General features: G+C 71.3%; 19 protein-coding genes and 1 tRNA gene. 11 read left to right on the top strand and 9 right to left on the bottom strand.

All coding sequences use genetic code 11. The features are described 5' to 3' along the window. The first annotated feature begins 375 nt into the window (after positions 1–375). Positions 376–1,545, top strand: coding sequence for a hypothetical protein (locus tag G4D86_RS49715; RefSeq protein ID WP_164002732.1), 1,170 nt, complete (start codon positions 376–378; stop codon positions 1,543–1,545). Continuing rightward, a complete protein-coding gene (locus G4D86_RS49710; protein WP_164002731.1) occupies positions 1,542–2,177 on the top strand; it encodes an outer membrane protein in 636 nt (211 codons plus the stop codon). The genes G4D86_RS49715 and G4D86_RS49710 overlap by 4 nt, the downstream gene beginning before the upstream one ends. 6 nt (positions 2,178–2,183) lie before the next feature. Here the strand turns inward: G4D86_RS49710 and G4D86_RS49705 are convergent, their stop codons facing one another. The 3 genes from G4D86_RS49705 to G4D86_RS49695 all read right to left on the bottom strand — a co-directional run bounded on the left by G4D86_RS49705 (position 2,184) and on the right by G4D86_RS49695 (position 4,216). Beyond that, positions 2,184–2,663: a hypothetical protein gene (locus G4D86_RS49705; RefSeq protein ID WP_164002730.1), complete on the bottom strand. Its 480-nt coding sequence runs from the start codon at positions 2,661–2,663 to the stop codon at positions 2,184–2,186. Between the two features lie 674 nt (positions 2,664–3,337). Then, positions 3,338–3,745 carry a response regulator gene (locus G4D86_RS49700; protein WP_164002729.1) on the bottom strand — a complete coding sequence of 136 codons (408 nt, stop codon included), beginning with the start codon at positions 3,743–3,745 and terminating at the stop codon, positions 3,338–3,340. A 12-nt stretch (positions 3,746–3,757) separates the two neighbouring features. Continuing rightward, positions 3,758–4,216 (bottom strand): DMT family transporter, encoded by a 459-nt coding sequence (locus tag G4D86_RS49695; protein ID WP_164002728.1) that lies wholly within the window; start codon positions 4,214–4,216, stop codon positions 3,758–3,760. 148 nt (positions 4,217–4,364) lie between these two features. On the opposite strand from G4D86_RS49695, the gene G4D86_RS49690 reads away from it, so the two are divergent. Continuing rightward, positions 4,365–5,744 (top strand): DEAD/DEAH box helicase, encoded by a 1,380-nt coding sequence (locus G4D86_RS49690; protein ID WP_164002727.1) that lies wholly within the window; start codon positions 4,365–4,367, stop codon positions 5,742–5,744. Between the two features lies 1 nt (position 5,745). Next, on the top strand, positions 5,746–6,960 hold the full coding sequence (locus G4D86_RS49685) for a DUF790 family protein (protein WP_164002726.1): 1,215 nt from the start codon (positions 5,746–5,748) through the stop codon (positions 6,958–6,960). A gap of 5 nt (positions 6,961–6,965) precedes the next feature. On the opposite strand, the gene G4D86_RS49680 is transcribed toward G4D86_RS49685, so the two are convergent. Then, the gene (locus G4D86_RS49680) at positions 6,966–7,334 is read right to left on the bottom strand and encodes a helix-turn-helix transcriptional regulator (RefSeq protein ID WP_164002725.1); all 369 of its coding nucleotides are present in this window, start codon (positions 7,332–7,334) and stop codon (positions 6,966–6,968) included. Positions 7,335–7,475: 141 nt separating this feature from the next. Between G4D86_RS49680 and G4D86_RS49675 the strand changes: the two genes are divergently transcribed. After that, a complete protein-coding gene (locus G4D86_RS49675) occupies positions 7,476–7,838 on the top strand; it encodes a response regulator (RefSeq protein WP_205520404.1) in 363 nt (120 codons plus the stop codon). 148 nt (positions 7,839–7,986) lie between these two features. On the opposite strand, the gene G4D86_RS49670 is transcribed toward G4D86_RS49675, so the two are convergent. Further along, positions 7,987–8,670: a hypothetical protein gene (locus G4D86_RS49670; RefSeq protein WP_164002724.1), complete on the bottom strand. Its 684-nt coding sequence runs from the start codon at positions 8,668–8,670 to the stop codon at positions 7,987–7,989. A gap of 114 nt (positions 8,671–8,784) precedes the next feature. On the opposite strand from G4D86_RS49670, the gene G4D86_RS49665 reads away from it, so the two are divergent. Then, on the top strand, positions 8,785–9,624 hold the full coding sequence (locus G4D86_RS49665; protein ID WP_164002723.1) for a metallophosphoesterase family protein: 840 nt from the start codon (positions 8,785–8,787) through the stop codon (positions 9,622–9,624). A 105-nt stretch (positions 9,625–9,729) separates the two neighbouring features. Here G4D86_RS49665 and G4D86_RS49660 read toward each other — a convergent pair whose 3' ends face one another. Together G4D86_RS49660 and G4D86_RS49655 are read right to left on the bottom strand one after the other, a co-directional pair. Then, entirely contained in the window at positions 9,730–11,961 is a 2,232-nt protein-coding gene (locus G4D86_RS49660) for a M4 family metallopeptidase (RefSeq protein ID WP_164002722.1), read from the bottom strand. Positions 11,962–12,383: 422 nt separating this feature from the next. After that, a tRNA-Met gene (locus G4D86_RS49655) sits at positions 12,384–12,544 on the bottom strand. 206 nt (positions 12,545–12,750) lie between these two features. Here G4D86_RS49655 and G4D86_RS49650 point away from each other — a divergent pair. The 3 genes from G4D86_RS49650 (at position 12,751) to G4D86_RS49640 (ending at position 15,399) form a co-directional block, all read left to right on the top strand. Continuing rightward, complete coding sequence (locus G4D86_RS49650; protein ID WP_164002721.1) at positions 12,751–13,722, top strand: NADPH:quinone oxidoreductase family protein; 972 nt, start codon at positions 12,751–12,753, stop codon at positions 13,720–13,722. Positions 13,723–13,839: 117 nt separating this feature from the next. Beyond that, the gene (locus G4D86_RS49645; RefSeq protein WP_164002720.1) at positions 13,840–14,163 is read left to right on the top strand and encodes a hypothetical protein; all 324 of its coding nucleotides are present in this window, start codon (positions 13,840–13,842) and stop codon (positions 14,161–14,163) included. Positions 14,164–14,220: 57 nt separating this feature from the next. Next, positions 14,221–15,399 (top strand): DNA glycosylase AlkZ-like family protein, encoded by a 1,179-nt coding sequence (locus G4D86_RS49640; protein WP_205520403.1) that lies wholly within the window; start codon positions 14,221–14,223, stop codon positions 15,397–15,399. Between the two features lie 10 nt (positions 15,400–15,409). On the opposite strand, the gene G4D86_RS49635 is transcribed toward G4D86_RS49640, so the two are convergent. Both G4D86_RS49635 and G4D86_RS49630 read right to left on the bottom strand, forming a co-directional pair. Continuing rightward, positions 15,410–15,820, bottom strand: coding sequence for a hypothetical protein (locus G4D86_RS49635; RefSeq protein WP_164002719.1), 411 nt, complete (start codon positions 15,818–15,820; stop codon positions 15,410–15,412). 58 nt (positions 15,821–15,878) lie between these two features. Beyond that, on the bottom strand, positions 15,879–17,114 hold the full coding sequence (locus G4D86_RS49630) for a hypothetical protein (protein ID WP_164002718.1): 1,236 nt from the start codon (positions 17,112–17,114) through the stop codon (positions 15,879–15,881). A 300-nt stretch (positions 17,115–17,414) separates the two neighbouring features. On the opposite strand from G4D86_RS49630, the gene G4D86_RS49625 reads away from it, so the two are divergent. Together G4D86_RS49625 and G4D86_RS49620 are read left to right on the top strand one after the other, a co-directional pair. Next, complete coding sequence (locus G4D86_RS49625) at positions 17,415–18,527, top strand: XdhC family protein (protein ID WP_164002717.1); 1,113 nt, start codon at positions 17,415–17,417, stop codon at positions 18,525–18,527. Continuing rightward, complete coding sequence (locus tag G4D86_RS49620; RefSeq protein WP_164002716.1) at positions 18,524–19,111, top strand: nucleotidyltransferase family protein; 588 nt, start codon at positions 18,524–18,526, stop codon at positions 19,109–19,111. The genes G4D86_RS49625 and G4D86_RS49620 overlap by 4 nt, the downstream gene beginning before the upstream one ends. The last annotated feature ends 167 nt before the right edge of the window (positions 19,112–19,278 follow it).

Genomic DNA, 19,278 nt, shown 5'->3' with positions numbered 1-19,278 from the left:
GAAAGTGCCGCTGCCCCCGCCGCCACTCCCCCTTGCCGGCCTCTCCTGCTCCGGCCCACCCCCGCGAGGCCTGCCTCCCCACTCCAGGCACGACCTCGACTTCGCCCCTTCCCCCCGACCACCTGGCGCGTACGGCGTCCCCCCACGCCCCCGGACCACCCCGTCCGCCGTACTCGCCGTTCCCAGCTGCATGAAGCATTAGCATCAGCCGTGCCAGCCGCTGGCGAGGGCAAGAAACCCGGTTATTTCAAAGCGTTACGGAGGCCCCTCCTGCTCGGGCGGACGTGGTGCCAGAGGGAAACCGGAAAAAACTCCGGCCCTCGGGGGTGGCCGTCCTAACGTGCCGCGCGCCTGTTGAGGTGGAGGAGAACCGCTTTGCGCCTGCCGGTCGCCACAGCCCTGCTCGCTCTCGTCGCCTGCTCCCGCACGGTGGAAGGCCCCACGCCCCGCATCCAGGGAGCCATCAACCCGCTCACCCGCAACGTCACGCCCCCGCGCATCTGCAATGCCCAGGGCGGGGAGCACGGCTGGCGGTTCGAGGTGGCGGGTGACGGCTTCGCTCCGGTGCCCGCGGACGTGCTCACCGAGGATGAGCCAGGGGTGGCGCTGCCGGAGGTGACGCTGCGCGGGCCCACCACGCTCACACTGAGCCGGGACCACGTCTTCTACATCCGCCCGGAGCTGCTGCTGGTGGACCTGCCCACGCGGGACTCGACGCCACCAGTGGATCTGCCCGAGGGCAGCTACACGCTGGAGGTGAGCAACCCGGTGGGCGGCAGCGCCTCGCTGGCGGACGCGCTGGTCGTCGTGCCGCCCCCCACGCTCACCCGGGTGGTGCCGCCGCCGGATGGCTATTCGTTCGCCGGCTCGAGCCCCATCGTCATCGAGGGGACGGGCTTCCGGCTCGACACCTTCCCGAACATCGTCCTGCGCGCCGCCGACGGGTCGAGCCAGTCGCTGTTCGTCATCAACGTCATCTCGCCCACGCGCATCGAGTCGGAGATTCCCCCCGGCACGCCCGAAGGCGTCTACGACCTGGTGCTCACCAACCCGGAGGGCTGTGGCGCCTCGGTGTCCCGCGCGCTGGACATCACCTACGCGCGGCTGGGCACGCTCACCGTGGCGCCGCGCACCGGAAGCGAGCTGAGCAACCAGACCATCACCCTCACCAACACGCCCACCGGCGATCAGCGCCCGTTCTCGGGGCCGCCGGACATCGTCCTCCTGGCGCCCTTGAAGACGAATCCGGCGGAGGTGGTGCGCATCCCGTTGCGCGACGTCACCTTCGACGGACCCGGCACCGTGACGGCGGTGGTGCCCACCTGCTCCGGCCTCGACGCGCCCCCCATCGCCGACCCGCTGTGCCCCAGCGGCATCGTGCCCGGCGGCCCCTACGCCCTCGAGGTGGCGGACCCGGGCGGCGCCATCGGTGAGGTGCCGGCCATCCAGGGCTTCACCGTCACCGCGGACGGAGCGGCGGGACTGACGTCGGACCTCGGGGAGTGTGCCCTGGCTTCCCAGCCCTGCGGAGCGCCTGCACCATGAACGCCCTTGCCCTGCTCGCCGCGCTCACCACGCTCACCGCCGCGGAGCCCTCCGCGCCGCTCGCGACCGAGGCGGACACCGCCCCTCGCGAGGGCAGCGTCCTGCTCGCTCCGAAGGTGGGCTTCTTCAAGACCACCACGCCGCTGAGCGGCGACCTCTACCTGGCCGCGGAGGTGGGCTACATCACCCCGCTGCTGGAGCGGCGCCTCGCGGTGGTGGTGGAGGTGAACTACCACCGGCCGAAGCTGTCGGGCACGGTGACGGACCCGCAGCTCGGTGGCTTCGGCGCGCCGCCGCCGGATGGCACCTACTCGCTCGCCGTGCGCGAGGTGGCCTTCCTGCTGTCGGCCGTGTACCGCTTCGAGCACTCGCTCGGCACGCTCACGCCGTACGTGGGCGGCGGCCTCGGCCTCTACCTGCACCGCGCGACGTCGGACATCTTCGGCTCCGTGTCCTCGGAGAGCGACGGTGGCCTCGGCCTGCAGGCGCTGGCCGGGCTGGAGTTGCCGCTCGGTCCGGGCGGGCTCTTCGTGGAGGCGCACTACCACTTCGCCCCGCTGGACCTCGTCACCACGGGGGACGTCAACGTGGGCGGCTTCCTCGCGAGCCTGGGCTACCGCCTGCGCCTCTGAGGCGGCTCAGAACGTCCCCATCATTCCACCCAGCAGGCTGCCGCCCTGGGTGGTGGCGACGAGGGGCGACACCCTCAAGCTCGCGGGCCGCTGCGCGAGCCGCGAGGCGCCGCGCACCACGCGCCGGTGGGAGACCTCGTAGCCGATGACCGCGCCGACCACCGCGCCGATGGGGCCGGCGACCGCGAGGACGACGCCGCTGCCGAAGGCCATGGTGGGCATGGTGCCGATGACGCCCAGGCCCATCCCCATCGCCGCGCCCATATAGGCCGCCCAGAGCTTCCCCTCCCCGCCCAGGAGGCTGCCGACGGCCCACGCTCCCACGGGCGCGGTGGCCGAGACGCTCAGCATCGTGACGAGGAAGGACGTGAGGATGCACATCCGCTCGGTGTCGCGGAAGCAGCGCGTGCCGACGAGCGCGTCCATCGCGACGGCGCTGCTCAACGTCAGCGCGGTCGCCCCCGCCAGGTCGAGAAGCGAGCGCACCAGTGGCACCGCCAGCGGCTCCGGTGCCAGGCGCGCCGAGGGGCCTGCGGCGTCTGGCGTGGGCAGGAGGCGCAGCGGAGAGGACGCTTCCCGCGAGAAGTCCCGCTGTGGTGCGGAAGGCTCCGCTCGCGTGGAGTCGCTCTGTGACGTCGAAGGTACCTCTCGTATGCCGGCGCCCAGCGGCGCGGAAAACTCCTCCCGCGTGGAGTCGCTCAGTGGCGTGGCAGGTTCCGCTCGCGCGGAGTCATCCAGCGGCGCAGAAGGCTCCACGCGCACGGAGTCGCCAGGGCCCGCGGAGGGCATCTCCAGAGCGGAGGCAGCATCCTCCACAGGATGGACGACTCCATCGAGCGCATCCGTCCGCATGGTCGACGTGCCCTGTACGCCAGGAGCGAGGAGCTCCCCCGCAGTGTCGGACGCGGCCGTCTGGCCCGGAAAGTCGATGGGCTCGAACGGCGCGGAAGCGTCAGGCGCGGGAGCTGGAGTGCTCTCCGGATACGCGTTCCACGCCCCTGCCTCCGCGGGAGTCTCCGTCGCCTGCGCCCGTCCAGAGCCGGGGGCGAGCACGAGGAACAGCAGGAGCGGCGCGAGGCGGACAGCACGCATGCCCCCAGCGTAGCCGCGAGCGGGGCTCCGCGCCCATGCCCCCTCCAGTGCGAGCATGTCTCCTCGCGTCAGGCCTGTCCCATCGGGGTACGCAGCACGCGGAGCAATTCCTGCGCGAGCACGTCGTGCATGGCCTGCTTCAGCGCGCCGAGCAGGTGCTGGAGCGCCTCGGTCGTCTCTCCGTGGGCCTCGCGCACACGCTCATGGCGGCCATCGAAGATGCGCAGCCGCCCGGGCACCAGCGCGATGACGGGCAGCGCGGGGTGGCGCTTGCGCAGCAGTCCGAGGAACAGCGGGTGGTCCTCGTCCGGCCTGCGCAGGTCCACCACCACGAGCACCGGCGGCGTGGAGGAGATGGCGGCGAACGCATCATCCGTGTCGCCCGTCGCGGACACCGAGAGCCCCGGCTCCTCGAGCATGCGCCGCAGCAGCTCGCGCGAGGGCGTGTGGGGACTGACGATGAGGACGCGGCGCATCACCCGTTGAATCTAGCCCTTCCACACCGCGATGGCGGCCCCCGCGAAGGCGACCGCCGAGCCCACCACCCGGGCGAGCGTGGCCGGACGCCCTTCCACCATGGCATCCCACACGAGGCTGGTGAGGAGCTGCGCGGCCATCAGCAGCAGCGCGGACTGCACCGCGCCCAGCCGGCCAATGGCCCACGGCATGCCCACGACGATGAGCACTCCGCACAGGCCCGGCAGCAGATGCCACACGGTGAAGCCGTCGAAGAGGCGGCCGGAGCCAGCGGGAGCGGCGGCCTCGGGCCAGAAGCCCGGCACCGAGCGCGCCACCGCGTAGACGGCGAAGGTGGCCACCGTTGCCACCACCATGTTCATGAGGACGGCGCTCAGCAGCCCCCACTGGCCCGCGAAGCGACGGTTGAGACCGGCCTGGGCCACCACGGCCAGGCCGCACAGCAGGGGAACGAGCGAGATGAGACGCATGCCGCGCGCTGGGTACCGTGAACCCTCCCCCTCCGCAAGCCAGGACGACGCAAGGAGAGGAACCAGGAGGTCAGGCGGTGGTCCTACTCTCCAGGTCTTTCTTGATGGTGGCGAAACGCGGGTTGACGGGCTACTTCCCGTCGGGCGCATGGCCACCCCCACCGAGCTCCACTTCGACTGCGGCACCCTGGTGGCCCCGGTGCTGCCGGACGACGCCCGCCTGCTTGCCCTGTTTCAGCGGGACTCCCGCACGGGGGTGTACCGCGCACCGGCGTGGCACTACCGTGATGCGGTGTTGCGGCTGCGCGAGTTGGGGCTGCCGTACGAGGACCGGGCGAAGCGCTTCGAGCCGCTGGAGCTGGAGCTCACCACGCCCATCACCCCCTTCCCCCACCAGCGCGCGGCGCTGGATGCGTGGACGAAGGCGGGAGGCCGGGGCCTGGTGGAGCTGCCCACGGGCGCGGGCAAGACGCTGATGGCGGTGCTGGCCATCGCGCACGTGAAGCGGCCCACCCTGGTGGTGGTGCCCACGCTGGACCTGATGACGCAGTGGCAGGGCGTGCTGGCCCGCCACTTCTCCGTGCCGGTGGGGCTGCTGGGCGGCGGGGTGAGTGACAGGCAGCCGCTGACGGTGACGACGTACGACTCGGCCACGTTGCAGACGGAGTTCCACGGCAACCGCTTCGGCCTCCTCATCTGCGACGAGTGCCACCACCTGCCGGCGCCCAGCTACCGCTTCGTGGCGGAGGGCTCGCTGGCGCCGTACCGGCTGGGGCTCACCGCGACGCTGGAGCGCACGGACGGCGGCGAGCGCGTGTGCGAGGAGTTGCTGGGCCCGCGCGTGCACCGCACGGACATCCGCGAGCTGCAGGGCGAGTACCTGGCACCCTACGAGGTGAAGCGGGTGGAGGTGCCGCTGCCGCCGGACGAGAAGGCGCGCTACGACGCGGCGAGGGCGCTCTACGTGGGCTTCGTGCGCAGGCTGGGCGTACAGCTCTCCGCGCCGGAAGGGTGGGCGCGCTTCCTGGCGCAGAGCCAGCGCAGCGACGAGGGCCGCGCCGCGTACCGGGCGTACCGGGAGCAGCGCAGCATCGCCCTGACCTCCAGCGCCAAGCAGGAGGTGCTGTGGCGCATCCTCCTGGAGCACCGCGAGGACCGCGTCATCGTGTTCACCGATGACAATGAGACGGTGTACACGCTGGCGCGGCGGCTGCTGCTTCCCGCACTCACGCACCACACGCCGGTGCCGGAGCGCAAGGCGCTGCTGGCCGCCTTCTCGAGCGGCGAGTTGCCGGTGCTGCTCACCTCGCGCGTGCTGAATGAGGGCGTGGATGTGCCCGAGGCGCGCGTGGGCGTGGTGCTCAGCGGCAGTGGCAGCGTGCGCGAGCACGTGCAGCGGTTGGGGCGCATCCTCCGCAAGCGGCCCGGGAAGCGGGCGCTGCTGTACGAGGTGTGCTCGGCGCAGACGGCGGAGAGCGGCATCAGCGAGCGGCGGCGCCAGCACGACGCGTACCAGGAGGAGGCGTGAGGTGCTGACCCGCGACCTGCTCACCTACCGCGTCCGCCAGGGCGTGCTGCGCCCCGCCTATGTGAAGCGCGACGACGAGGCGCTGCTGGCCTTCGCCCAGGAGTTGCTGGCCGAAGTGGAGGCCTCGCGCGGCGTGATGCTGGACGACGTGGAGGAGTCCTTCGGACTCAAGGCCGGCGCCTTCACGCGGCCGAAGGTGGCGCGCGGGCTGGTGAAGCTGCTGATGGACCGGCTGTGCTTCGACGAGCCCTCCCCGGGCGTGAGCGAGGCGCGCTGGGAGCGATTGAAGGCGGCGGCCGGGGTACTGCGCACGCTGCCGCCGGACTCGACGGTGGAGGCCTACGAAGCGCGGCTCGCGCAGGTGCTGCCCGCGCCGCTGCCCGACGTGCGCGAGGCGCTGTACGCGGACCTGCCGGGCCACCGGCGGCTGGTGGGCTGGGACGGCGAGCCGCTCACCGCGCAGGCGCTGGTGGACCGCTACAACCTCGCGCTGGCGCAGGGCCCGCTGCTGACGGCGCGGCGCCTCACGCTGCGAGCGCTCGCGCCGGAGCTGCTGCGCGTGCGCAAGGTGCTCCGGTGGCTGAAGTTCTGCCGGCTGGTGGCCGAGGTGCGGCACGTCGGCGAGGACTGGTCGCTGGAGGTGGAGGGCCCGGGGGCGATGCTGGCCATGCAGAAGAAGTACGGCCTGCAGCTGGCGTCCTTCCTGTCGGTGGTGCCGGTGCTGGGGCGCTGGGAGCTGACGGCCACGGTGGAGACGGCGCGCAAGCAGGCCACGTTGTCACTCAGCGACAAGGACCCGCTGGTGTCGCCGCTGCCAGCCGCGCTGGGACACGTGCCGGCGGAGGTGGCTTCGCTGGCGGAGGGCTTCCAGGACGAAGCCTGGGAGCTGGACCTCACGCCGCTGCCCCGGCACATGGGCGCATCGGGGCTGTGCGTGCCGGACCTGACCTTCCGCCACCGCGAGTCGCGGCGCGAAGTGGCGCTGGAGCTCTTCCACGCCTGGCACGCGGGGCCGCTGGCGCGGAGGCTGGCGGAGCTGCGCTCGCGCCCGGACTTCGGGCTGCTCCTGGGCGTGGACCGGGCGCTGGCGAAGGAAGCGGCGGAGCGCGAGACGCTGGAAGCCCACCCACAGGTGGTGCTCTTCAACGGCTTTCCCTCGGTGAAGAAGCTGCGCGAGCGACTCTCGAAGCTGGGAGCGGAGGCGTCCGGGCGATGAGCGGGTCAGCTGCCCTTCGGTTTGAACTGCGCGGCGAGCACGCTGAGGATGCGGATGGCGGTGCGGTCCAGCTGGCGTGCGCGGCGCATGAGGCGGCGCAGCTCGGCGGATTCGCCGTAGTCGCTCGGAGGCTCCGCGGCCCACTTCACTTCCTGCGACGGCTTGAGACCCAGCGCCTCGTCCGCGGAGATGGAGAGCACCACGCACAGCCTGCGGAAGGTCTGGATGCTGGGCAGCATGTGGCCGCGCTCCAGTCGCCCATAGACTTCGCTCGCAATGCCGATGCGCTCCGCGACGTCCGCCTGGGTCAGGTTGAGGCGGGTCCGTGCGAGGCGCGCAGCTCCTCCAAGTCGGGATGCGAGAGTCTTTTCCATTGGGTCGTTAACCTACCGGGTCCGCCTATGTCGATATGACTTGAGAGGTTGGCATCCAAGAACTTCCTGGGTAGTCTTGTAGGCTGGTGACCCCGTGCATCACACCCACCTCACGGGTCCTGCGCAGTGGACGCGAAGACCATGTTGACCTTCCTGTTCGTGGACGAAGACCCGCGCTCGCTCGCGGCGCTGCGGCGTCTGGTGAGGGACTTGCCGGGCTGCAAGCGCTTCGCGCGCGGCGTGGCGGAGGCGCTCGCCCTCGTGCGGGAGGAGCCTCCCGCGGTGGTGGTGAGCAGTGAGCTGTTGCCGGATGGTGACGGGCTGTGCCTGCTCGAGCACGTGCGCGCGCGCTACCCGCGCACCGCCTGCGCGCTCCACACGGCGCTGCCGCCGAGGACTCCACGAGCGCGCGGCATCACCTGGATGGACCGCGCCGCGCCGCCGTCGGAGCTGTATGCGCTACTGCGCGCGCTGGGCGCGGGGGTGGTCGGCAGCCCGGCGTGAGGGGGTGGCTGGGAAGCGACTCTGCACGTCGGGCGGCCTACCAAGAGCGTGGGACTGCGTCCCTCTCGGCTCTCTCTGGAGTCCAACACATTGAGCCGGCCGAAAGACGTGCAGCACTCCATCCGGCACGGTTTCAAGGTGGCCCACCTCACCAAGGCCGCCCGGCTCCTCCGTCCTGTTCTTCTCCGGGGGTGCCCATCCGGGCATCCTCGATGACCACGTAGTCCTGCTCGCGGAGGACGCGGCAGGTGGGGCCGGCCCGCACCGCGTCGAGGGCCTCGGGCAGCACCTCGGGGCGCGCCGCGAGGAAGTACGGCACTGCGCCGTCCGTGAGGATTCGCTCCAGGACGCCGGACACCTCGTAGAGCGTGGGCGTGCCCAGGTCCGGGTCGCACTCGAGCTGGCAGAAGGACGCCTCCAGCGCGCGGCCCATGGACAGGAAGAGCCGCCTGGCGCGGGCCCAGGCCGCGGGGTGCTCCTTCTGGAGGTCGAACAGGTCCGTGGGCTCGTAGAGGGCCACGGTCGTCAAGTCCCTCCGGTGGTAGTTCCAGAGCAGGAGCGACATGGAACAGTGGAGTGGCCCGACGGCATACCGGAAGTGGATGGCCACCCCCTGCCAGTCCTCCGCCCGCGCGAGCGCCTCCGCCACGCCGCGGCACTGCGCCGTGCGTCCCGTCCAGACGTGCATCTGGAGCCGGGCCTCGAGCGCCAGCTCCTCGCAGTCCTCGTCGGACGGCAGGACTTCCTCCCCCTGGAAGACGGGCGCCAGGCGCGCCATGACGTCGGACCGCGTCAGCGGCAGGGCGGGAAAACGAACGTAGTAGTCCTTCACTTCACCGCGCTCCTCTCCGGGCTCGGGGGATGATGACCCAATCCGGCGGCAACCCGAAGGGCACGCCGGGGACGACGGCGCCCGGGGCACGCGGTAAGGTCCCTCCCTCGCACCATGAAGCTCTACGCCATCAGTGATTTGCACCTGCGCCACCCCGACAACAAGCAGGCCCTTCAGTCCATCCCCGCGCATCCGGAGGACTGGCTCATCGTCGCGGGCGACGTAGGGGAGACGCTGGCGGAGATGGAGCTGATGCTGCGCACCCTCACCGAGCGCTTCCGGCAGGTGCTCTGGGTGCCGGGCAACCACGAGCTGTGGACGATGCCGTCGGAGCAGCCGCCCCTGCGCGGCGAGGCGCGCTACCAGCGGCTGGTGGCGCTGTGCCGCAGCTACGGCGCGCTCACGCCGGAGGACCCCTATCCGCGCTGGCCCGGCGAGGGGCCGCCCCGCGTCCTGGTGCCCATGTTCCTGGGCTACGACTACTCCTTCCGCCCGGACCACGTGCCGGCGGAGAAGGCGCTGGAGTGGGCGTGGGAGGAGGACCTGCTGTGCACGGACGAGGTGCTCCTGCACCCGGAGCCCTACCTCAGCCGGTCCGCTTGGTGCGCCGCGCGCGTGGAGTCCACCCTGGCGCGCCTGCAGGCGCTGCCCGCGGACTGCTCCACGGTGCTCATCAACCACTACCCGCTGCGCTACGAGCACGTGCGGCTGCCGCGCATCCCCCGCTTCTCCATCTGGTGCGGCACCAAGCGCACGGAGGACTGGCACACGCGCTTCCGCGCGGAGGTGGTCGTCTCCGGGCACCTCCACATGCCCGCGACGCTGTGGCGCGACGGCGTGCGCTTCGAGGAGGTGTCGCTCGGCTACCCCATGCAGTGGAAGCACCGGGGCGGCGGCAGTCTGGAGCGCTTCATGCGGGAAATCCTCCCCGGCCCGGCCGTGCGGCCGCTCTGAGGCAACCCACTCCCTGAAAAGCCGAAGCCCCGGGTGCCCGCCTGAGCGGACGACCCGGGGCCTCAACGGCGCGGCTTTCGCCGCGCCGTCACTTCAGACGGCTGACTACTGGAGGTACGAGGCGATGAAGGCGATCTCCTCGTAGCCGCCCTTCGCGCCGAAGACCTCGATGTAGTACTTGCCCGCCGGCACGTTCAGGAGGTTGCACGTCTCGGACATGTGCTCCTTCACGCTGCGGCAGTCGTAGTCGGACTTCGTCGGGGCCGAGCCGAGCTTCACGTACACGTCGGGGTTGCCGTAGCCCTCGCCCGTCGACACGTACAGGCTGTTCTTGCCGGTGCCCGGACGGCGCTCCGGCATGGTGATGGTGAACACCGTGGACGAGCCCGCCGCGCCGCTGAAGTACTTGTACGGCACGCCGCTGGTCACCGGGATGTAGCCACCCTTCCAGGTCACCTTCAGCGAGGTGTTGGCGTAGGCGCTGAAGCCGCGCAGCATCACGTACCAGGTGCCATGCGAAGGAGCCGCGAACGCGCAGGTCTCCTCGTTGCCCGAGCGGTACGGACGGCAGTCGTACGAGGTGGTCGTCGGCGCGTTGTTGTAACGGACGTACAGGTCCGCGTCACCCGTGCCACCCGACAGCGTGAACGTCAGGTCGTACGCGCCCTCGGGGATGGTCACCTTGTAGTACTTCAGCGAGCCGCTGGAGCCGGAGATGCCCGTGATCGGCAGGTCCTTCTCGAGCGGGTCCGTCGGCGGAGGAGGAATCGGCACGCCGACGCCGACGGCCTTCCACGCGTTGCTCACCGAGGCGATGGTCGCCGCGTCGTAGCCCAGCTGCGCCGCCGCCTGCTCCGTGGCCGTCTTCGCGGCCTCGAAGTTGGACGAGGGCAGGAGCAGGTCCCTGTTGGCCCTGTAGAAGATCTGGCCGGCCTTCTCGATGCCGATGCCCGCGACGACCTGGGTGGTCTTGCCGCGCGGGTGCGTGCCACCCTGCGACAGCAGGTAGAACGCCAGGTTGGAGATACCGGAGCTGTAGTGCACGTCCACGCCCGAGCCGTAGTTCGGGTAGTAGTCCAGCGAGTCCCCGTCCAGCACGGGGTCGTTCATGTAGCGGAGCGCGTCGTTCGGGATGCTCGGCGTCCAGACGTCGTCGCCCACCAGCCAGTGGCGGGGAGACACAGGACCGGAGCCGTCGCCGTACCACTCGCAGACCGCGCCGAAGATGTCCGACATGGACTCGTTCAGACCACCGGACTCACCCGAGTAGATGAGGTCCGACTCGTTCTCCGTCACGGCGTGCGTCAGCTCGTGCGCCGTCACGTCCAGCGAGTTGGCCAGGTTCGAGGCGTTCACGCCGTCGCCATCGCCGTACACCATCTGGGTACCGTCCCAGAAGGCGTTCACGTAGTTGTTGCTGTAGTGCACCGAGCTGATGAGCATGCCACCCGCGTTGTTGAGCGAGTCGCGGCCGAACAGCGTCTGGTAGCAGTTGTAGACGGTGCCCAGGTGGTCGTAGTTGGTGTTGACCACCGCGTCGGCCACGGGAGCCCCACCCTCGACGCGGGCCACGGGGCCCGGCAGCGAGGTGCCGTGGTTGAGGTTGTGCAGGCGGCGGTTGAGCGCCTCCTTGATCTGCGGGATGCGCAGCTGCACGTCGCCGCTCTTCGCGTCGACCAGCAGGATGTCGCGCACAGGCGTGCCGTCCGCCTTCTCGCCCGTCTGCACGAGCTTGTACATCAGGCGCAGCTCGTCGCCGTCACGGAAGTACACCAGCTCCGTCTCGGGGCTGGTGACGGCGCCCGCGACCGTCTCGCGGTCCGACGCGGCCGAGGACAGCGCCGCCTCGGCGGGGATGGTGGGCTTGGCGTCCGCCTTCAGGTCGCTGCGAACGTTGGTGTTCGCCGCGATGACCTGCCCGGCACGCACGTGCAGGCGGAACTCACCGCCGAACACGGGGAGGTCGTTGTGACGCACGGCGTACCGGAAGTGGCTGTCGCCCTGCGGATCCGTGTAGCCCTTCGTGAAGACCAGGTTGGCCGGGGCCAGGTGGAACGCCGGGGCCAGGGCCTCGACCACCGGAGCCAGCGCATCGCGCTGCAGGGACGCCGCGCCCTCGGCCGGGATTTCCGGCGCCGGGGCCAGGTTGCCCGTGATGAACGTGGCGATTCCCGCCCCGTCCTTCGACACTACGTTCTGCCCATTCTCCAGCGCCGCCGTGTGGGCAGCTTCCGCGGGCTTGTTGGCCTCGGGAGCAGGGGTGGACTCGTTGCAACCGACAACGACGGAAAACGCCGCGATTCCAAGTACTCCGCGTACTCGCTTGCTCTGCACCATGTAATCCTCCTAAGCGGAAAGATTAGGAAGCATGGTCGCACGGAGGTGACGGGGATTTCAAGGTTGCGCGATTATTTCACGCTGTCACCTATTCTCAGAATTCAAGCTTTGTCATGGAAGCCTAAAAGTTCCATGGGCTTAGAAGTACCCGTCCGAGTCAGTTGAGACTACGGCAGAACGTGACAGGTCACATCCAGATCCGCGCCTTTTTCGAAGAAAGCCCGTGGCCGGGCGGACGTTGGCAGGGTCCGCGCGCGAAGCCGGCCCGGGGAAACGCGTCCAGGCCGCGTCGACGGGGTGCCGTGGGGCACCCGCATCGCGCGGCCGGGCCGGGAGCTGACGGGAAGGAAGCTGACGTCCGAGTGGAGTAGCCGTGAGTTTCAGGCTCGCGCTCTAACCGCTGAGCTATCCCCCGGAAGCAGTCGGGAGAGCCGGATTCGAACCGGCGACTTCAAGCACCCAGTGCGTGTAGGGCCACTCCGGCCGGACGTCGAAACGTGTGAGGTATTGAAGCGCCCGAGGAGTGAAGCCATCGGGTGAAGCTCGAGTATGAATCGAGTGCCTTTACCATTTGGCTATTCCGCCGTTGGTGGCGGAAGTTGGATTCGAACCAACAGTGAGTGCGTGTAGGGCCTCACCAGCCGGGCGCTTCAAAAGAGGTGGCTCGGTGTCGGGCGATGCCGCCGTCGACCTTGCCTGCGAGGAGAAAGACGCGTCGAACGCGCGAGCCCTGACGAGGGGCATTTTTTCCGCGCTACGTTAGGGCCCCACCCTGGAGGTAGACAGACAATGCGCGCACTGCAACTGCAGCGGCTGGACGGACCGGATGGACTCCAGCTCGTGGACATCCCAGAGCCCGAGTCCGATGACCTGGTACTCATCGACGTGGCGGCGGCGGGCGTGAGCTTCCCGGACCTGCTGCTCACGCGCGGGCAGTACCAGATGAAGCCGGCGCTGCCCTTCGTGCCGGGCGTGGAGGTGGCGGGCGTGGTGCGCAGCGCGCCGGCCCGCTCGGCGGTGAAGCCGGGGCAGCGGGTGATGGCGTTCAGCTTCGGGTTGGGCGGCTTCGCGGAGGTCGCGGCGATACAACCGGAGATGGTGTTCCCCATCCCCGCGCGCTGGAGCTTCGAGGCGGCGGCGGGCGTGGTGATGAACTACCACACGGCCCACTTCGCGCTGCACCGGCGCGGCCGGGTGAAGTCGGGCGACGCGGTGCTGATCCACGGCGCGGCGGGCGGCGTGGGGACGGCGGCGGTGCAGGTGGCCCGGGGCGCGGGCGCGCGCGTCTTCGCCGTCGTGAGCGACGAGCGCAAGGCCGAGGTGGCGAGGAAGGCCGGCGCGCACGAGGTGCTGCTGTCCACCGGGGACTGGGTGGCCCAGGTGCGCGAGAAGACGGGCGGCATGGGGGCCAACGTGGTGCTGGACCCCGTGGGCGGCGACATCTTCGACAAGAGCCTCAAGTGCCTGGCCCCCGAGGGACGGCTGCTGGTGGTGGGCTTCGCGGGCGGCCGCATCCCCGAGGTGCAGGTGAACCGGCTGCTGTTGCGCAACATCGACGTGGTGGGCGTGGCCTGGGGCGGCTTCCTCCTGCATGAGCCGTCGCTGACGCCCACCATCGCCAAGGATTTGGAGGCGATGGCGGACCAGGGCGTGCTGGAGCCGGTGGTGGGCAGCGTCTTCCCGCTGGAGCAGGGGGCGCAGGCGCTGCGCGAATTGGAGACCCGGAAGGCGACGGGCAAGGTCGTGCTGCGCATGCGGTGAGCCGCGCGCGGTCCGGTGCCCGGGTGTACGCCGGGCATGCGGCCAGGCGCGAGCGGCCGCTCCCCCGCTGCCATCCTCCAGGGCGGGCCGCACCTTGGGGCTGGAGGTGACAGCACCATGGCGGACAACCCCATCGACAAGCAGCACCAGCGGGAGCGGGAGCAGGAGCGGGAGCGGCTGCGCGAGGAGGAGCGGAAGGACCTGGACGTGGAGTCCCGCCGGGGCCCCCGCCCGCTGGAGGGCTATGCCGGAGGGCACACCACGTGGACGGGCTCGCAGGACGACGAGGCCGCCGCCCGCGTGCATGCCCGCGACGCGGACGAGTCCTGGGAGGCCAGCGAGCGCCAGGCCCGGCTGGAGCCGGAGCCCGAGTCCCGCAGCCCCGACGAGGACGAGGAGGCCCGCAGGCGCGGCGAGGAGCCGGTCTCCCAGCGGGAGTAGCCACGCGTCGCTCGGAAGGCGAGGCGCGGGAGCGGGGGGCTGTTAACGTCCCGCTCCGTGCCTCCGTCTTCCCTGCCTCCCGCCGCGACGCTGCACCCGGATGAAGCGCGGCGCTACCTCGTGGGCCAGCTCGGACTGGCCCGGACGGCGCTGCCCCCGGGCGCGCGCGGTGTACGCGCCCTGCTGAAGGCGCTGCGCTGCATCCAGCTGGACCCGCTCGACGTCATCGGCACCAACGCGGACCTCGTGGCGCTGGCGCGCGTGGACGGCCTCGTCCGCGGCGACGTGTACCGCCACCTGATGCCGGGCCATGCCTTCGAGCACTTCGCCAAGGAGCGCTGCCTGCTGCCCGTCAGCGCCTTCCCCTACTACCGCGAGCGCGCCGCCCAGGCGCCCTGGTGGCGATTGGAGGAGCGGCTCAAGCGCGTGCCGGAGGCGGTGCTCCACGCGGTGCTGAAGGAGGTGGAGGAATTGGGCCCGGCCTCCGCGAAGACGCTGACGGACCACGGGCCCGTGGTGCCGCTGGACTGGAGTGGCTGGAAGGGCACCGGCCGCGCCACCGCCATGGCCCTGGAGGTGCTTTGGACGCGCTGCCAGGTGGTGGTGTGCGGGCGCGCTCCGGGCGGCAAGGTGTACGACGTGCCCCGCCGCGCCCTGCCCCGCCTCGCGGACGCGCCGGTGGACGAGACCTTCGGGCGCTGGGCCCTCGTGGAGCGCGTGGAGGCCGCGGGCCTGCTCAGCCGCGTCACCGGACCGCACTGGTCCACGCTGACCGACGTGCGCACCTCGCCCCTGCCGGACACGCTGGTGAAGGAGGGCGTGCTGGAGGAGGTGGCGGTGCCGGGCTCGCCCCGGCGTTACCTGGCGCCCAGCGGCTTTCGCGCGCGCGACTTCCCGGAGCCGGATGACCGGATGCGCATCCTCGGGCCGTTGGACCCGGTGCTGTGGGACCGCGGGCTGGTGCGCCTGGCGTTCGGCTTCGACTACGTGTGGGAGGTGTACAAGCCCGCCGCGCAGCGGCAGTGGGGCTGGTACGTGTGCCCGCTGCTGCACAAGGGAGCGCTGGTGGGCCGGCTGGAGGCGCGCGTGCGCGAGGACACGCTGCACGTGGACAACCTCTGGCGCGAGAAGGGCGTGAAGCTGGACGACGCGGCGCTCGATGCCGCGCTCGCGCGCCATGCGGTGGCGTGCGGCGTGGAGCGCGTCCGCCGTCCCCGGGCCCGCGTCGCCGCGTGAGGGGCGCGGCTCAGCCCTGCTCGGGCAATGCGGGCAGCTCGCGCTCCAGCGTCTGGGCGGCATGCGCGTCCCGCGCCACGCCGAAGCGCTGGCGCGAGCAGGTCAGCAACTGCCCCGCGTAGACGGTGTCCTCCAGCGCCTGCTGGAACTGGCCCCGCTCCGCGAAGGCCCGCGCCCGCTCGTCCACCAGTCGGGCGAGGATGCGCGCCTGCTCCGCGTGCGCGAACAGGCGGACCACGGAGCGCGCGTCGAAGCACACCAGCGTGTCGAACTCCATGCCGAGCGACAGCGTGCACGCCTCGCGGATGCCCTGGAGACACTCTTCCCAGGAAGCCTCCGCTCTCGCACGAGCGATGTCCGGAGCCAGGCGGCCGAGCTCACGCACGGCATTCAGCGTGAAGACGTAGCGCAAAACGGGCATGCGGATGGGAACTACACCTCAGGTCTGGAGATTCATCCAGCCCCAGGCGCTCCGCGCGTCACGCTTCCGGAGGCGCAACCCACCAGCCGGGCGGGTCGATTCGCCACAGCTTCTGGTCGGGCCCCAGGGAGAAGCGATTCGCGGGCGCCTGGAGCACCCGCACCGGGTCGACCGTCGCCGGGTGCCAGGAGGTGGCTTCCTCACGGGTGAAGGCGGCCTCGTAGACGAACTCGGACGCGAGAGCGCCACTGCCCCCCTGGCGCCGCTGCGTGAAGCCCGCCACCGCGACGTAGCGCATGGTGGGCGCGGCCATGAAGGTGGTCCGGGCCAGCAGCAGTCCCAGCCCGGCGACCAGCCGGAGGTAGTCCTCGTGGCGCTCCACCTTCGTCCTGCGCCCGGTCTCCTCGACCGTCCCGTCCCACCGCATGCGCTGCTTCACCTCGGGGACGACGTCGTCGATTTCGGGAAGGTCCACCGCGAGGAAGGCGCACGCTGCGCCGTCGAGGTGGACCTCGCACCGGGACGCGAAGGGCAGCTCCAGGGCCTCCAGCTCGCGCTGCACGGACTCCAGGACGGCCTCGTGCTCGCCGGCCAGGACCCTCCGGGTCCACGCCACCCGCTCGCGCTCCCGCTCCGGCCACGTCGCGTGCGCCGTGTGGGCGGCGAGGGCCTCGCGCCAGTAATCCGGCCACTGCTCCGCGAACCGCCGCGCCGCGAGGCGGCGGGTCTCCCGGCTCCAGGGCACCGTACACAGCGCGGTGAAGCCGGCATACGCGAGCAGCGCGCCTGGCACCGACCCATCCCCGAGAGGGCCCTGGAGTGACGTTCCGACGCCGCCGAACACACAGGGGAACATCAGGAAGGCGAAGAGGATGCGCTTCCACAGCCCCCAGCGCCGCTCCCGCCCGAGCTGCGCGTCCACGGCCTTCCGGAAGGCCACCTCGTCATCGACCTCGTGCGTCGCCCGGGGAGCGGGCCCCTCGAAGGCCCACTCGACGGCCAGCACGGAGGCGTCCTCCGGGAGGTCCGGCATCTGGCGCCAGCACGTGAGGACATTCCTGCCCGTCCCCCGCGCCTCCCGCGCTTCGGCCTCGGCCTGCCGCAGGCGCTGCTCGCGCAGGACCTCCGCATGCTCGGGGCGCCACTCCTCCGGCCCGGGCACCGGCAGCTGGGTGGAGCGCACGCGGTTGAACGCGGCCCACTGCTGCCGGATGCGAGGTGGGTGATGCGACGGCCCTTCGTGCTGCTTCGCGCCGGACGTCAGCTCGACGGTTCGGCGGGACTCGACTCCCATCCTCGGCCCTCCGAGGCCCCCTGGTGATGGGACCTGTCGCACGAAGCATCCTCTCGGACCTTCGCGGAGGAAAGCAGATTGCGGCACACTCGCACGCGAGGAGGCGCTCCACGTCGCACGCCCACAATCCAGGTGCGGGTTCGCGCAGGGCCTGGGACGCAGGCCCGCCGGCTGACGCGCACACCCGCCGGGACGCATCGTCGGCATGACGACAACTCGTCGTGCGGGCGGCGTCTCCAGGAGGTGCGGTGATAATCTCGGGGCCCGTAACCGCTCCATGCGCACCGACGCCTTCCCGACATGAAAGACCTCGACGCCATCCTCCGGGCCCGGCAGCGCGCCCAAGGTCCGCTGGTGCTGGCCACCGTCGTCGCCGTGTCCGGCTCGTCGTACCGCAAGCCCGGTGCTCGCATGCTGATGGGCGAGGACGGGTGGCTGGCCGGGGGCGTGAGCGGCGGCTGCCTGGAGGCCGACATCGTCCGCAAGGCCTTCTTCTGGACGAGCACCGGCCCGCGCCTGCTGCGCTACGACTCCACCGGCGACAACGCCGAGGAGGAGGGCAGCCTGTCCTTCGCGCTCGGGTGCAACGGCGTGGTGGACGTGCTGCTGGAGCGCTTCGAGCCCGGCCCCGGGGAGGCGCTCACCTTCGCCGCCGAGGCCCGGCTGGCGGAACGCCGCGCGGTGGTGGCCACCGTGTACCGGGGCCCCGCCAGCGCCGTGGGCTCGCGACTGCTGGTGCGCGCGGACGGCACGGAGGCGGGAGACCTGTCCGGAGCGCTGCGCGAGGCCGTGCGCGAGGCGGCTCGCGAGGCCCTCGAGGCGGGACGGACCTGGAGCGGCCCGTGCGGTGGCGCGGACGTGCTCGTGGAGGTGGTGGACCCGCCGCATCCGCTGGTGCTCTTCGGCAGCGGCTTCGACGTGGCGCCCGTGGTGACGCAGGCCGCGAGCCTGGGCTGGCAGGTCACCGTCGTCGCGGACCGGCCCTCGGAGACGCTGCGGCGCCGCTTCCCCCTGGCGCACGCGGTGGTGTCCGCGAAGGCTCGTGACGCGGTCGACGCGCTGACGCTGCCGCCGCGCACGCTCGCGGTGCTGATGACGCACAGCCTGCCGCAGGACCGCGAGCTGCTGCCGCGATTGCTGTCCCGGGAGCTGCGCTACCTGGGTGTGCTGGGGCCTCGCTCGCGCACGGAGCGGTTGCTCGCGGAACTGTCCTCCCCGCCCACGCCCGCGCAGTTGGAGAAGCTGCACGCGCCCGTGGGACTGGACCTGGGCGCGGAGGGCGCTGAGGAGATTGCCCTGTCCATCGTCTCGGAGCTGCAGGCGGTGGTGGCGGACCGCGACGGCGGCAAGCTGCGCGAGCGACAGGCGCCCATCCATTCAGCGGCGACGCCTCCGGCTCGGAAGCTCGCGTGACGGTGGGCGTGGTGGTGCTCGCGGCCGGTGGCTCGTCGCGGCTGGGGCGTCCGAAGCAGCTCGTGCTTCACGAGGGAAAGACGCTGGTGCGCCGGGCCGCGGAAGCAGCCCTCGCGGCGGAGTGTGGCCCCGTGGTGGTGGTACTCGGCGCGCACCATGAGGCCGTGGCCGTCGAGCTGCTCGGGCTGCCGGTACACGTCGTCGAGCATGCGGAGTGGGCGGCGGGTCCCGGCGGCTCGCTCGTCGCGGGAGTGCACGCGCTCACCCGCCGGCACGAGGCTTCGTCCATGGACGCCGTGCTCGTCATGCTGTGCGACCAGCTCCGTGTGGACGCCGCACACCTGAAGGCGCTGGTGGAGACGTGGCGGAGGACTGGCACGGCCGTGGTGGCGTCCACGTACGACGGCACACGAGGCGTTCCGGCATTGTTCTCCCGCGCCGTGTTCCCGGAACTGGAAGCGCTCGGCCCCGAGCAGGGCGCGCGTGGGGTGATTGCCCGCGAGCCCTCACGCGTGGCGGAGGTTCTCCTCCCCGGCGGGGACGAGGACGTGGACACCGTGGCGGACCTCGCACGGTTGAAGTGAGCCGCGCTTTATTCTCCGCCTCCACGCGCCTCGCGGGCCGGTGACTGCACAGCAGGCGGACTGCCGACGCATCTCCGGTCACCCGTTGCCGCACGGCGTTGACGTCCCAGTCTTGCCGAGGACCCGCGAGCCTCCGTGCGCCGCGGGCCCCACGTGACACCGACAAA

Source organism: Pyxidicoccus caerfyrddinensis, assembly GCF_010894405.1.
Taxonomy (GTDB): Bacteria; Myxococcota; Myxococcia; order Myxococcales; family Myxococcaceae; genus Myxococcus; species Myxococcus caerfyrddinensis.
Note: the sequence above shows the minus strand (reverse complement) of the source record. Positions and strands in the feature narration are given on the sequence as shown.